Annotated in this window: 11 protein-coding genes; 9 read left to right on the top strand and 2 right to left on the bottom strand. The window is 61.7% G+C overall.

Translation table 11 applies throughout. From position 1 onward, the window contains the following. The first annotated feature begins 3 nt into the window (after window positions 1-3). From DW796_RS05300 to DW796_RS05330, 7 genes are all read left to right on the top strand, one after another. Window positions 4-1,386: a 6-phospho-alpha-glucosidase gene (locus DW796_RS05300; RefSeq protein ID WP_117716899.1), complete on the top strand. Its 1,383-nt coding sequence runs from the start codon at window positions 4-6 to the stop codon at window positions 1,384-1,386. Between the two features lie 256 nt (window positions 1,387-1,642). Continuing rightward, entirely contained in the window at window positions 1,643-3,475 is a 1,833-nt protein-coding gene (locus DW796_RS05305; protein WP_118094493.1) for an NAD(P)-binding protein, read from the top strand. Window positions 3,476-3,525: 50 nt separating this feature from the next. Then, window positions 3,526-5,280, top strand: a complete 1,755-nt coding sequence (locus tag DW796_RS05310) for a [FeFe] hydrogenase, group A (RefSeq protein WP_117716919.1) — start codon at window positions 3,526-3,528, stop codon at window positions 5,278-5,280. Between the two features lie 2 nt (window positions 5,281-5,282). After that, on the top strand, window positions 5,283-6,338 hold the full coding sequence (locus DW796_RS05315; protein ID WP_118094494.1) for an ABC transporter substrate-binding protein: 1,056 nt from the start codon (window positions 5,283-5,285) through the stop codon (window positions 6,336-6,338). A 3-nt stretch (window positions 6,339-6,341) separates the two neighbouring features. Beyond that, window positions 6,342-7,721, top strand: a complete 1,380-nt coding sequence (locus tag DW796_RS05320; protein WP_147351018.1) for an ATP-binding cassette domain-containing protein — start codon at window positions 6,342-6,344, stop codon at window positions 7,719-7,721. 215 nt (window positions 7,722-7,936) lie between these two features. Continuing rightward, the gene (locus DW796_RS05325) at window positions 7,937-8,158 is read left to right on the top strand and encodes a hypothetical protein (protein WP_117778481.1); all 222 of its coding nucleotides are present in this window, start codon (window positions 7,937-7,939) and stop codon (window positions 8,156-8,158) included. 50 nt (window positions 8,159-8,208) lie between these two features. Then, the gene (locus DW796_RS05330) at window positions 8,209-9,120 is read left to right on the top strand and encodes a CPBP family intramembrane glutamic endopeptidase (RefSeq protein WP_158567698.1); all 912 of its coding nucleotides are present in this window, start codon (window positions 8,209-8,211) and stop codon (window positions 9,118-9,120) included. On the opposite strand, the gene DW796_RS05335 is transcribed toward DW796_RS05330, so the two are convergent. Further along, entirely contained in the window at window positions 9,117-11,252 is a 2,136-nt protein-coding gene (locus DW796_RS05335) for a YgiQ family radical SAM protein (RefSeq protein ID WP_233539674.1), read from the bottom strand. The two genes, DW796_RS05330 and DW796_RS05335, sit on opposite strands and share 4 nt — an antisense overlap. Window positions 11,253-11,508: 256 nt before the next feature. On the opposite strand from DW796_RS05335, the gene DW796_RS05340 reads away from it, so the two are divergent. Next, window positions 11,509-12,228 carry a YoaK family protein gene (locus DW796_RS05340; RefSeq protein WP_118094498.1) on the top strand — a complete coding sequence of 240 codons (720 nt, stop codon included), beginning with the start codon at window positions 11,509-11,511 and terminating at the stop codon, window positions 12,226-12,228. Between the two features lie 79 nt (window positions 12,229-12,307). On the opposite strand, the gene DW796_RS05345 is transcribed toward DW796_RS05340, so the two are convergent. Continuing rightward, window positions 12,308-12,844 carry a hypothetical protein gene (locus DW796_RS05345; RefSeq protein ID WP_117757906.1) on the bottom strand — a complete coding sequence of 179 codons (537 nt, stop codon included), beginning with the start codon at window positions 12,842-12,844 and terminating at the stop codon, window positions 12,308-12,310. 415 nt (window positions 12,845-13,259) lie between these two features. Here DW796_RS05345 and fucO point away from each other — a divergent pair, with 415 nt between their 5' ends. Further along, a complete protein-coding gene (gene fucO / locus DW796_RS05350; RefSeq protein WP_117759609.1) occupies window positions 13,260-14,426 on the top strand; it encodes a lactaldehyde reductase in 1,167 nt (388 codons plus the stop codon). Window positions 14,427-14,500: the final 74 nt, after the last annotated feature.

Here is a 14,500-nt window from a genome sequence, read left to right on the forward strand (position 1 = left end):
ACAATGATCATTACTCTGTGTGGTGGCGGATCCACCTTTACCCCCGGCATCGTCAAGTCCATCGCCCTGCGCAAGGACGAGCTCGACGTTGACGAGATTCGTCTGTACGACATCAACGAGGAGCGCCAGCGCAAGATCGGCGTGCTCGTGGACTGGATTCTGCACGAGGACCTCGGCCTGGACATCAAGCTCACGGTGACCACCGACAAAAAGACGGCTTTTACCGACGCGAGCTTCGTGTTTGCCCAGATGCGCGTGGGCGGCTACGCCATGCGCGAGCAGGACGAGAAGATTCCGCTGCGTCACGGCTGCGTGGGTCAGGAGACTTGCGGTTGCGGCGGCCTTGCCTACGGCATGCGCACCATCTTCCCCATGGTCGAGCTGATCGATGACGTCGAGAAGTACGCCAAGAAGGACTACTGGATTCTCAACTACTCCAACCCTGCTGCCATCGTCTCCGAGGGCTGCCGTGTGCTGCGTCCTAACGCTCGCATCATCAACATCTGCGACATGCCGATCGCGATCATCGACGTGGTTTGCGCCGCACTCGATATCGACAAGAAGGATGTCGAGTACGATTACTTTGGCCTCAACCACTTTGGCTGGTTCACCTCGATCCGCCACAAGGGCGAGGAGGTGCTCCCGCAGCTGCGCGAGTACATCAAGGAGCATGAGATTCTGCTGCCCGATTCGTACCTCAAGGGCATGGGCTCGCTGATGTCTAAGAAGCCCGAGGAGACCACCGACGAGCACCCCGAGCAGAACCGCCACACCAAGGGCAGCTGGTACTACGTCTGGAAGGGCGAGTACGAGATCATGGAGTGCTTCCCGGAGTACCTGCCCAACACGTATCTGAACTACTACCTGCAGCAGAAGGAGTTCGTCGAGCATTCCAACCCCGAGCGCACCCGTGCTAACGAGGTTGAGGAGACGCGCGAGAAGAACCTCTTCGACGGCATCGACCACTACGAGAAGACCGGCGAGATCGACGAGAGTACGTTCTATGCGGGCAGCCACGGCGACTGGATTGCCGACCTGGCCATCGCTCTGAAGAACGATACCAAGCAGCGCTTCCTGGTCATTTGCGAGAACAAGGGCGCTATCCCCAACATGCCCTACGACGCCATGGTCGAGCTGCCTGCCTACATTGGCAAGAACGGCCCCGAGGTCATCAGCCGTGACAACATTCCTCTGTTCCAGCAGGGTCTTATGATGCAGCAGCTGAACTCCGAGAAGCTCGTGGTCGAGGCCACGATCGAGGGTTCGTACGAGAAGGCACTCAAGGCCTTTACGCTGAACAAGACCGTGCCTTCGATGAAGGTCGCCAAGGAGGTTCTCGACGACATGATCGAGGCCAACAAGGGTTACTGGCCCGAGCTTAAGTAAAAGCAACAGGGTCGCTGGCCGCATACCTGGAGCAATGCCCCGTCCACGTGATTGCGTGGGCGGGGCATTGTCATTTGGTAACGCGTTTTATCAAATATGGCATTTATCTGCGGTAATGTTCTATTTCACCGCCGAGGGTGACATTTTATACCGCCTGCCGAACTGCGTGGAGACCTAACAACTTTTTAGGTCAGTGTTGTGCGTGTAGCAACTTCGCCCGGCCTCGCCTCCGGGCTGCCGCATGAGAGGGGATCTTATGGCACGACTGCATGTAATGGAACGCAGCCACGCTCAGGCCGTCATGGACGACCTGCACGATGCGCTCGGACGTCGTCTGGCGGTGAGTTCGCTCGCCCCGTGCCCCGTTGAGTTTACGGCAGCGCTCGTCAACCTGTGCTCCACCCAGAGCTGCGGCAAGTGCACGCCCTGCCGCGTGGGCCTGAGCGCGCTGAGCGATCTGCTCGCCGATGTGCTCGAAGGGCGCGCCGATGAGTCCACGCTCAACCTGATCGAGCGCACGGCCCGCACTATCTATCTTTCGAGCGACTGCGCCATCGGCTACGAAGCTGGCGCCATGGCGCTCACGGCCATTCGCGGTTTCCGCGACGATTTTGAGCACCACATCCGCGAGCACTCCTGTGGCTTTGACCGCGAGGCCCGCGTCCCGTGCGTCTCGGGCTGCCCGGCGCACGTCGACATTCCCGGTTACATTTCGCTCGTCGAGGCCGGCCGCTATGCCGACGCCGTCAAGGTTATCCGCAAGAACAACCCGCTGCCGCTCGTTTGCGGCCTGGTGTGCGAGCATCCCTGCGAGATGCACTGCCGTCGCGGCATGGTCGACGATCCCATGAACATCCTCGCCCTCAAGCGTTTTGCCGTTGAGCACAGCGACCTCAACGACCACAAACCCCATGTAGTGGATAACACCGGCAAGCGCGTCGCCGTGATCGGCGGCGGCCCGACCGGCCTTTCCTGTGCCTACTACCTGGCCGTGATGGGCCATAAGGTGACCATCTTTGAGCAGCGCCACCACCTGGGCGGCATGCTGCGCTACGGCATTCCCAGCTACCGTCTGCCGCGCGAGCGCCTGCAGGCCGAGATCGACTGGATCTTGAGCGCCGGCATCGACGTGGAACTCGACCACTCCGTCAACGGCGAGGAACTTGCCCGCCTGCGCGACGAGTTCGATGCCGTCTACCTGGCTATTGGCGCCCACAGCGATAAGAAGCTTGGCCTTCCGGGCGAAGAGGCGCTCGGCGTGGAGTCGGCCGTCAAGATGCTGCGCGCCATCGGCGATGACGAACTGCCCGACCTGAGCGGCCAGCGCGTGTGCGTCATCGGCGGCGGCAACGTGGCCATGGACGTGGCACGCTCTGCCGTGCGCTGCGGTGCCGAAAAGGTGAGCATCGTCTACCGCCGTCGTATCTGCGACATGACGGCACAGGTCGCCGAGATCGCCGGCGCCCAGGCCGAGGGCTGCGAGGTACTGGAGCTCACGGCCCCGCTCGCTATCGAGACGGGCGGGGGCGGTCGCGTGAGCGGCCTGCGCGTGCAGCCGCAGATTATCGGTGAGCCCCGTCGTGGGCGTCCGGCCCCGCGTGCCGCCGCCACGCCCGAGCGCGTCATTCCCTGCGAGCGCGTGTTTGTGGCCATTGGCCAGGACATCGATTCCAAGCCGTTTGAGGACATGGGCATCGCCTGCAAGTGGGGTCGCGTCGTCACCGATTCGGACGGCGCCGTGCCCAACTTCGATGGTCTCTTTAGCGGCGGCGACTGCCAGACCGGTCCCGCCACCGTCATCCGAGCCATCAACGCCGGCCGCGTTGCTTCGGCAAATATCGACCGCTACCTGGGCTTTGACCACAAGATTAAGCTCGAGGTCGAGCTGCCGACCGTCCAGTTTAAGGGCAAGCATGAGTGCGGCCGCTGCGAGCTGGGCGAGCGCGAGGCCGGCGAGCGTATTCACGATTGGGATCTGGTCGAGCAAGGTCTTACCGAGCAGGAGGCGCGCCAGGAGGCGAGCCGCTGCCTGCGTTGCGATCACTTTGGCTTTGGCGCGTTCCGCGGAGGGAGGAACCTGGAATGGTAGAGCCCAACAACACCACCGTCAGCGACAACACCGAAAACGGAGCGCATAACATGGTCAAGCTCACTATCGATAATTGCGAGGTCGTGGTTCCCGAGCACACCACGATCCTGGATGCGGCCAAGTCCGTCAGCATCCAGATTCCCACCCTGTGCTACCTGCGCGATCTAAACGAGATCGGCGGCTGCCGCGTATGCGTGGTCGAGGTTGAGGGCTGCGACCAGCTGGTTGCCGCCTGCAACAACTACGTGCTCGACGGCATGGTGGTCCACACCAACAGCCCCAAGGCCCGCGAGGCGCGTCGCACCAACGTGCAGCTGCTGCTGTCCCAGCACGATTCGCAGTGCACGAGCTGCGTGCGCAGCGGCAACTGCAACTTGCAGACCATCGCCAACGATCTGGGCATTTTCTATCTGCCGTATCAAAGGCATTTGGCGGGCGAGGGCTGGGATTTCGATTTTCCCATCATCCGCGAAAACGACAAGTGCATTAAATGCATGCGCTGCATCAAGGTGTGCGAGAGCGTGCAGGGCCTAGGGATTTGGGACCTGACCAACCGCGCCACGCATACCGCCGTGGGTACCCGCGGGCGCGCACCGATCGGCAAGACCGATTGCGTCGCGTGCGGCCAGTGCATTACACATTGTCCGACGGGCGCCCTGCGCGAGCGCGACGATACCGAGACCGTGTTTGACGCGCTCGCTAATCCCGACAAGATCGTGCTGGTGCAGATCGCGCCGGCCGTGCGCAGCGCCTGGGGCGAGGAACTCGGCATATCTCGCGAGGAGGCCACCGTTGAGCGCCTGGCCTGCGCGCTGCGCCGCGTGGGCTTTGAGTACGTGTTCGACACCGATTTCTCGGCCGACCTCACCATTATGGAGGAGGGATCCGAACTGATCGAGCGCCTGGGCGCCGCCGCCAAGGGCGAGGGCGACAGCCGCGGCTGGCCCATGTTTACGAGCTGCTGCCCGGGCTGGGTGCGCTTTGTGAAGGCGCGCTATCCGGAGTTTGTCGACAGCCTGTCCACGTCCAAGTCGCCGCAGCAGATGTTCGGCGCTATTGCCAAGACCTACTACGCCAAGGTGCTGGGCGTGGAGTCCGAGCGCCTGTTCGTGGTGTCCGTTATGCCGTGCACGGCCAAGAAGGCCGAGTGCGCGCTGCCGAGCATGGTGGGCGAGGACGGCACGCCCGATGTGGACGTTGCGCTGACGGTGCGCGAGATGGTGCGCATGATCCGTGCGAGCCACGTGAGCGTTGACACGCTGGTCGAGGAGCCGCTCGATACGCCGCTGGGCTTTGGCACGGGCGCGGGCGTGATCTTTGGCGCCACGGGCGGCGTGATGGAGGCAGCCGTGCGCTCGGCATATTACCTGGTGACGGGCAAGAACCCCGATGCGGACTTCTTTACCGATGTGCGCGGCCTGGACGGCTGGAAAGAAGCCGTCGCCGATATCGATGGCACCAAGGTGCGCGTCGCCGTGGCGCACGGGCTGGGTAACGCCGCCCGCCTGCTCGACGCGATTCGCGACGGCCGTGCGAGCTATGACTTCGTCGAGGTCATGGCGTGCCCGGGCGGCTGCGTCGGTGGCGGCGGTCAGCCCATCCACGACGGCTGCGAGCTGGCGGCCGAGCGCGGCCAGGTGCTGTGGGGCCTGGATGCCGCTGCGGACATTCGCTTCTCGCACGAGAACCCCGATGTTCAGGCGTGCTACCGCGAGTTTTTGGGCGCGCCGCTCTCGCCGCTGGCCGAGGAGTTGCTGCATACCGACCATCACGCCTGGTCGATGCCCAACGAAGGGAAGTGCTAGCGATGCGTGCGTTTAATGTTGAGATGACGCGCCGAGGGTTTGCCTCGGCGCTTGCCGCGGGCGCGCTGTCGCTTGCGCTCGCGGGCTGTGGCGGCGGGGGTGCCGGTGCCGGGTCCGCCGCGGGCTCGGCTGCCACGGACGGCGCCGGTGCTGCTGCCGAGCCGGTCGAGGTGCACGTCGCCTCGCTCAAGGGGCCGACGTCGATTGGTCTGGTGCAGTTTATGGACCAGGCAGCGAGTGGCGAGACGGATAACGAGTTCGACTTTGCGATCAGCGCCGCGGCCGACGAGATCGTGCCCAAGGTCATTCAGGGCGATGTCGACATTGCCTTGGTGCCCGCCAACGTGGCGAGCGTGCTCTACAACAAGACCGAGGGCGCGGCGCAGGTCATCGACATCAACACGCTGGGCGTGCTGAACGTTGTGACGGGCGACGCGAGTGTGGCCTCGTTTGGCGATCTGGCGGGCCATACCGTCTATATGACGGGCAAGGGCGCCACGCCGGAGTACGTCATGAACTACCTGCTGGAGCGCGCGGGCCTGACCGGCCAGGTGACGCTTGAGTTTAAGAGCGAGCCTACCGAGGTGCTGTCGGCGTTGCTTGCCGATCCGTCTGCCGTGGGCGTGCTGCCCGAGCCGTTCAAGACGGCGGCCATCGCCAAGAGCGAAGGCAAGCTGTCGGCGCCGGTAAGTCTGACCGATGTGTGGGACGAGCTGGCAGGAGACACGGGCTCCCGTTTGCTGACGGGCGTGACCGTGGTGCGCCGGGCCTTTGCCGAGGAACATCCCGAGGCCGTGGCGGAATTCTTGAGCTGCCATGCGGCGAGCGTTGAGGCCGTGAACGCGGCGCCGGCAGATTGGGCACAGGCCGTGGTCGATGCGGGTATCGTCGATAACGCCGCGATTGCCGAAAAGGCGATTCCCGGGTGCATGCTCGTGTGCCAGACGGGGAAGGACATGAAGGCGGCGCTCGGTGGGTACCTGCAGGTGCTGGCCGATGCGGACGCGAGCGCCGTGGGCGGCAAGCTCCCGGCCGATGATTTCTACTATATGGAGTAGCCCGTGCGTGCGTTTGCTCGACAAATGACAGAGCGTATGAAGGCGGTGGCGGCAGCAGGTGCCGTTGCCGCCTTTTGGCTTGCCGTGTGGGTGCTGATGGCGGGTTTCGTGGCGCAGCCGTTGATTTTGCCGGGGCCGGGTGCCGTCGTGGTGGCGTTGCTGCGACTGGTATGCGATGCCAGCACATGGGCGATTCTGGCAGGCTCGGGTGCGCGTATCTTGGGCGGGCTGGCGCTTGCCGCGGTGTGCGGCGGCGTACTGGCGGGAGTCTCGGTGCGATCGCTGACGTTTGCCCGCTTGGTGGCGCCGGCGCTTTCGTTTGTTAAGGCGACACCGGTTGCCTGCGTGGTGGTCCTGCTGCTCATTTGGTTGGGGTCGGCGCGCGTGAGCATTGCAGCGGTCTTTTTGATGGCTCTGCCGGGCGTGTATTTTTCGTTGGTCGAGGGCTTGATGCAAGCGGATAAACCGCTGGAGCAGATGTTTCGTCTGCATGGCGTGCGGGGCTGGCGACTGTTTTGTGCCCACACCTGGCGCGAAGTCCTGCCGTTTGTGCTTTCGTGTGCCCGCGCCGTGATTGGCATGAGCTGGAAGGCCGGTGTGGCGGCGGAGCTGATCGGCATGGCGACGGGCACCGTGGGCGAGCGCATCTATCAGGCGAAGCTTTTGATTGAGACTGCCGATTTGCTGGCCTGGACCGTGCTGGTTGTTATGGCTTCGTGGGCATGCGAGCGCGTGCTGGTGTGGCTGCTGCGGGCTTCGGGGCCCGTGGCATGGCGTGCGGCGGTGCTGTCGCATGGACGCGGCTTGCACGGGCGTGCGGGCGGTTCTGCTGGCGGCGGGGTTGCGGCGGAGCTTGCGCTTGCTGTGGGCGATCGTGCGCTCTGGGCGCCGGCGCTTGACGGACTGGTACTTCGCGTGCCCGCCGGTGGACGGACCTGCGTGATGGGCGCCTCGGGTGTGGGCAAGTCGACGTTGCTTGCACTGGCGGCGGGGGAGTGCGCGCCGTGTTCCATGGTGTTTCAGGATGTGCGCCTAGTCGAGGACGTTTCTGCCCTGGATAACGTGCTGGTGTGCGCCGACGCGCGCGTGGACGCCTCGAGTGCCGCGGCTCTGTTGCGCCTGCTGGTGCCGGGGGTCGATGTGCATGCTCGTGTGGCCGAGCTCTCGGGCGGGCAGCGCCGTCGCGTCGAGATTGCCCGAGCCCTGCTGTGCCCAGGCGACGCGGTGATTCTGGACGAGCCCTTTACCGGTCTAGATACCGCTGCGCGCGACGCATGCGCCGAGGTCGTGCTCGACTTGCTCGACGGTCGCATGCTGTTGCTTGCTACGCACGATGCCGTCGACGCTCAGGTCCTCAATATCTCGGACATCATCACGCTCTAAATACTAACTCAGCAACAAAATGATCCGTTTTCCTCCGTCCCCATGGGGTCGGGTGTGGTATTCTATCTGTGGGGTAATACTTAGGAATACCAAGTAATACCAACGCCGCAGAAACAAACTCCGGATGCGGGCCAATCGGGTTGCCTTCACAGCCCGTCGCCCAGCCGCGTGGCCCGCATCTATCCGCACCACCGTCGTTTCAAAAAGGAAGCGCCATGGCAGAACACATGACCCCGGTTGTCGCGAAGGTCTTGCCCGAGGAGAAGGCAGCCTTCGCGGCGGCAACCCAGCTCGTGGGCACCACGCCGTCCAACGCCATCCGCATGTTTATCGCCGCGTTCAATCGCTGCGGCACCTTCCCGTTCGACATCTCGCCCAACGGGGCCTTTGGCAAAGACTGTCCCCAACGGCTGGTCGTTGAAGAACGTCCCCAATGACTAGTCGTTGGGGACGTTCTTATATGACTACCCGTCGGGAGGAGGTTGGCATGCTCAATGCGCTGGTTTGGGCGCTTGCCTGTTTTGGCGTCGTCGCTGCCGATATCGCTCTGAGCGTGGTTTTGTTCTCCGCTCTGGGCGTCGCATCGGTTTTCATGGGCTTTTCGATTGACGACCTCGATATTCAATTGCTTCAGGCTGCCGCGCAGATGGCGTCGTTTTTGATGGCGCTGCTGTGGTGGCGTTATCTGTGGCCGCGCTCGTTTATGACGCGCTGGCAGGGCGAGCGCCCGCTTGGCGGGGGAGCAGGCAAAGCATGGAGGCGCATCGCCTGCGTTATCGTGATCGGCCTTGCCCTGCAGGTGGTCGTTGGCTACGTGACCGACGCCGTGCTGTCGCTGTTGCCCGAGGTCGCGGCCGACTACAGTGAACTTGTCGAGGAAACAGGCATGGGCGACACGAGCTACCTGGCCGTCCTGACCACGGTGCTCGGCGCTCCGTTTTGCGAGGAGTTGCTGGTGCGCGGCATCATTTTTGAGTTTTCGCTCCGAGCATTTAACCCGCAGTGCCGTCCGCTCTGGAAGCGCCGGCGTCGTGCGGGTGCGCAGGACGGCGCCATGGTGCCTTGGGCGGCCCCGAGCACGTGGGGTATCGCCGCGGCAATCGTACTGCAGGCGGCAATCTTCGGCTTTATGCACATGAATTGGGTACAGGGCTGCTATGCGGGCGCTGCCGGCCTCATTTTTGGCTGGGTGCTCGTGACGACCGGAAAGCTCCGCTACACGATCCTGTTGCACTTTGCCTTTAATGCCGGCTCGTATCTCATGACGTTGCTCTGGTTTGTGAACACGCCGTTCGACGTGATAATCACGGTCGCAATCGCCGGCGTGATCCTGGTGGAGGCAATGCGCTCGCTGCGCCAAGCGTGTGGGATGGACGCAGCGAGAGCACCATTTCGCTAGTTGCGGCGACCGCCTCCGTTGGCACCCTGACGCCCCTGAGCTGCGCGGTTGCGGCCTGCGGTGTTCTGCGCGCGCGACATGCCGCCGTGACCCTTGCTGCCCTTGGGTCCCTTGCCGGCGGCGTCACCGTGCGGCTTGCCGCCCTTCTTGCCGGTGCCATGCCCACCGCCAGCAGACGTCTCGCCCGGGCGCGGCGGCACGGGGCGAATCAGGCAATGCTTGGTGTAGCCGATCAGATCGCGACGGCCAGCCTTTTCCAGTGCCTCGCGCACGAGCTTGTAGTTCTCGGGCTTGCGGTACTGGATGAGCGCGCGCTGCATGGCCTTCTCGTGCGGGTCGCGCGCTACATAGATCGGCTCCATGGTGCGCGGGTCCACGCCGGTGTAGTACATGCAGGTCGACATGGTGGACGGGGTGGGGTAGAAGTCCTGCACCTGCTCGGGCATGTAGCCCATGTCGCGCACGGCCTCGGCAAGGTCCACAGCTTCCTTCATGGTTGAGCCCGGGTGGCTCGAGATCAGATATGGCACCACGTACTGCTTGAGTCCGTATTCGCGGTTCAGACGTTCAAACTTACGGCAGAACGCATCGTAGACGGCGCGGCTCGGCTTGCCCATCACGGACAGCACTGCATCGCTCACGTGCTCGGGCGCTACGCGCAGCTGGCCCGAGACATGGTGCTCCAAAAGCTCGCGCAAAAACTCGTCCGAGGCATCGGCCATGGTGTAGTCAAAGCGGATGCCGCTGCGGACAAAGACCTTCTTGACGCCCGGCAGCTGGCGCAGGTCGCGCAGCAGCTGCGTGTAGCCGCTCTCGTCGACCACCATGTTCTTGCACACGCTTGGCCACAGGCAGCGCTTGTTCTTGCATACGCCGTGCTTGAGCTGCTTGTCGCAGGCGGGACGGCTAAAGTTTGCCGTCGGTCCGCCCACGTCGTTGATGTAGCCCTTAAACTCGGGATCGTGTGTGAGCAGCTCGGCCTCGCGCATGATCGAGTCGTGGCTGCGCATCTGCAGCACGCGGCCCTGGTGGAAGGTGAGGGCGCAAAACGAGCACTCGCCAAAACAGCCGCGGTTGGAGCTAATGGAAAACTTGATCTCGGCAAAGGCCGGCACGCCGCCCGCCGCGTCGTAGTCGGGATGCCAATCGCGTGCGTAGGGGAGCCCGGCCATCTCGTCCATCTCATCGGTGGTGAGTGTTGCCGACGGCGGGTTCTGTACCACATAGACGCTGTTGGGGTAGGGCTCTACCAGGCGATGTCCGGTGATGGGGTCCATATTCTGCTGCTGCACGTTAAAGCTGCGCGCGTAGTTGAGCTTGTCGGCGGCAAGGTCGTCCCAGCTGGGAAGCAGGTCGTAGTCATAGACCTCGTCGAGCGAGCTGGTGCGGTAGACGGTGCCGTTGATATAGGTGATCTGATCGACGGGCAGTCCGGCGTCGAGCGCGTCAGCGATCTCGACGATCGCGTGCTCGCCCATGCCGTAGATGAGGATGTCGGCGCCCGAGTCGAGCAGTACCGAGCGCTTGAGCTTGTCCTGCCAGTAGTCGTAGTGGGCCAGGCGGCGCAGGCTTGCCTCGATGCCGCCGATGATGATGGGAGCGTCCTTGAACGTCTGGCGGATGAGGTTGCCGTAGACCGTGACGGCACGATTGGGGCGGTGCCCCTCCTCGCCACCGGGGGTATAGGCGTCGGTGTGGCGGCGGTGCTTGGTCACCGAATAGTGGTTGACCATGGAGTCCATGTTACCGGCACTGACGAGAAAGCCCAGGCGAGGCTCGCCGAGCACCGTGATGCTGGCGGGGTCGGTCCAGTCGGGCTGACAGATGATGCCCACTTTGTAGCCGTGCGCGTCGAGTACGCGGCTGATGATGGCCATACCAAAGCTGGGGTGGTCCACGTAGGCGTCGCCGCAGATGTAGACGAAGTCACACTGGTCCCAACCGCGCGCGTCCATATCGGCGCGGCTGACGGGGAGGAACTTATCGCGGCCCGGGCGCCAGGGACGGGCGGGCGCTGCCGGGGTATGAGCGGCGTGGCCGCCCTGGGCCTTGCCGCTGCGCTTTTGCTGCTGGCCCTGTTTGCCCTGCTGACTGCGCTGGTTATTCTGAGCGTGCTGAGGCTTTTTTGCCACGATCCCTCCCGGTGTTTGTATGCTGCACGTAATTGTAACCAGTCTTTTTGGGACGGGGCTAAAAAGACTGGTGGAGTACACGAGGCGTCGGGCATCGGGTGTGGCGCCGCGCTCACGGTTTGTTTCCAGACTGTGTATCTGCGCATTGGGAGACCCGTCTCGTGGGCGCGCCATGTTGTCAATGGGTTACAGTATGAACGGCGGCTATGTTTCCGCCAACGCACGAGAGGGTCGTCAACAAGGAGGATGCACGACGATGCAGCGTGCCAAACAGATATCGGAGTCTATTGAGCTGGGCATCATCTTGGCGCTCGCCGGTGGCTTTATGGACGTCTATTCGTACATAGGGCGCGACCATGTTTTCGCAAACGCTCAGACGGGCAACATCCTGCTCGTGGGTGTAAGCATCTCGGAGGGCAACTGGGCGCTGGCGGGACGCTATTTCTTCCCCGTGGTGTCGTTTGCCGTGGGCATTATGCTTGCCGACCTGGTTCACGAGCGGTTTGGCAGTGTGATTCACTGGCGCCAGGTGACGGTGTTCTTTGAAGCCGTCATCTTGCTGGGCGTGAGTTTTATTCCCGGTGGCGATTTCAACCTGCTCGCCAACTGCTTCACTTCGTTTGCCTGCGGCATGCAGGTCGAGAGCTTCCGCAAGATCCACGGTCACGGCATCGCCACGACCATGTGCATCGGCAACTTGCGCAACGCACTGCAAAACGTGGACGATTACATCATCACCCACAAGCGCGGCTTTTTGGAAAACGGCCTGCTGTACTTTGGCGTGATCTTCACCTTTGTGTTTGGCGCCGTGCTGGGCAACTGGTGCATCGAGCGCATGGGGCTGCACGCCATTGCGGTGGCGAGCATGCTGCTGTTTATCGCGTTTGCCATCATGTTTATCGATCGCGAACGCGACTTGCACAGGAAATGGGCCCGCATCGTAGCTGACTGGCAGACCACGAGTCTTAAGCGCTAAGGTGCATGTTCGTAACAACATTCAGGAGCCAGAAAAACTATCTAGCTCCTGAATGTTGTTACGAACTGCTTTTTGCGATTTATTCGAGATGCTCTTCAATCCGAGCCCTAAGAAGGGCAATGGCTGTAGGTATTCCAATTGCGGCGGCTAATTCGGCTTTATCCAAAACCTGTATGCTAAAGCACGATTGTTTATCACATTGAAGGACGATAACTGAAGATAGCTTCACTTCCTGTTGGCTGAATATATCGTAATCTCCAAATAGGAAGTTACCTTTTATTGCGTAATTCGGTATGTTCGTTACGCACTTCATCTCAAGTCTGTTTAGACCATAATCGAACACCGCAACTTCCTTGTGTTCGATGATGAGCGCAACCCTGGGCATGTTGCTAAAGCCACCGTCGACGACAGTGAAGAGTTTTTCATTCGCATCGTCATAAACGGTATATTTAAGACTCGATAGCTGTCCTAGTGGACCCGTGAACCCATGTCTTTTGATGTTGAGGTTGTCTCCCGCTGGGTTGATGAGAGCCAGAGTATGCGGATAAGGATTACCTTCAATTGAGATTCGATATTCGTTTGTAGCCGTCTTGCTCGATTTAGGACCAGTAGCCATCACGCGTCATCGCCTCGATCGAATTGGAACCGTCTTCTACTTCGTGCGGAGAATTGCGCTGTACGTTGCGGTACATGCAGCTGCAATAACCGCATGGGCAATTTCTAACAAAATGAATGACGCTATTTGCTGCATGCATTTTATTTACTATAAAGTATCCTTTTATAAACGTATTGTCAAACATATATTGCTAAAACAGAAACAATTTATAGACTGAGTTGGTCGTATTCTTTGGGCGATTGCTCCTATAATCTAGCCTTCGCTGCTGTCGGGAGGGAAGGGCTAAGGCCCCGTTAGTATGTTGAAGCGCTTTAAACTATTTGACGTTCTCACGTGTTTTTTGTTTCAAAAGCGTTAGGATGGGACTTATAGTGCGGGGCGTAACGGGTGCCCCGCGCACGATAGGAGGCTATCAATGGCTAATCGTTTCGTTCTCAACACCATTTCTTACCATGGTTCCGGCGCCATCAAGGAGATCCCCGGCGAGCTCCAGCGTCGTGGCTACAAGAAGATCTTCGTCTGCTCCGACCCCGATCTGGTCAAGTTTGGCGTTACCGCTAAGGTGACCGACGAGCTCGACGCCGCCGGCATCGCTTGGAGCCTCTACTCCGAGATTAAGCCCAACCCCACCATCCAGAACGTCAAGGACGGCGTCGAGGCCTTCAAGGCCGCCGAGGCTGACGCTATCGTGACCATTGGTGGTGGCTCCTCCATGGACACCGCCAAGGCTATCGGCATCATCATCAACAACCCTGAGTTCGCCGATGTCCGCAGCCTCGAGGGCGTTGCTCCCACTAAGAACCACGCCGTGTTCACCATCGCTGTGCCGACGACCGCCGGTACCGCTGCCGAGGTGACCATCAACTACGTCATCACCGACCCCGAGAAGGTCCGCAAGTTCGTGTGCGTCGACACTAACGACGCCCCCGAGGTCGCCGTCGTCGACCCCGACATGATGGCTTCCATGCCCGCCGGCCTGACCGCTTCCACTGGCATGGACGCTCTGACCCACGCCATCGAGGGCTACACCACCAAGGGCGCTTGGGAGCTCTCCGACATGTTCCACTTTGAGGCTATTAAGCTGATCAGCGAGAACCTGCGCGACTCCGTTGCCGAGGCCAAGTCCGGCCAGCCCGGCTCTGGCCGCGAGGGCATGGCTCTTGGCCAGTATGTCGCCGGCATGGGCTTCTCCAATGTCGGCCTGGGCATCGACCACGCCATGGCTCACACCCTGTCCGCTCACTACGATACCCCGCACGGTGTCGCCTGCGCCATGCTGCTGCCGATCGCCATGGAGTTCAACAAGCCGGTTTGCACCGAGCGCCTGGCCAAGGTCGCCGTCGCCATGGGCGTTGACACCACGGGCATGAGCACCGACGAGGCCGCCGATGCCGCCATCGCCGCCGTCAAGCAGCTCTCTGCCGACGTGAACATCCCGCACGTCTGCGAGGCCATGAAGGCTGACGAGATCGAGGTTCTGGCCAAGGACGCTATGGCCGACGCCTGCTTCCCGGGTAACCCGCGCGAGGCGACGCTCGACGATGTCATCGAGCTCTTCAAGAAGATCTGCCCGGCTGCCTAGTCTCGTTTGGTGGTCCTTCGCCCGTAGGCATATAGTCTTTTGACTTGCCGCTGGCCCCGCCGCGCTACGCGCGG

Source organism: Collinsella sp. AM31-2AC (assembly GCF_003469285.1).
Classification (GTDB): domain Bacteria; phylum Actinomycetota; class Coriobacteriia; order Coriobacteriales; family Coriobacteriaceae; genus Collinsella; species Collinsella aerofaciens_AT.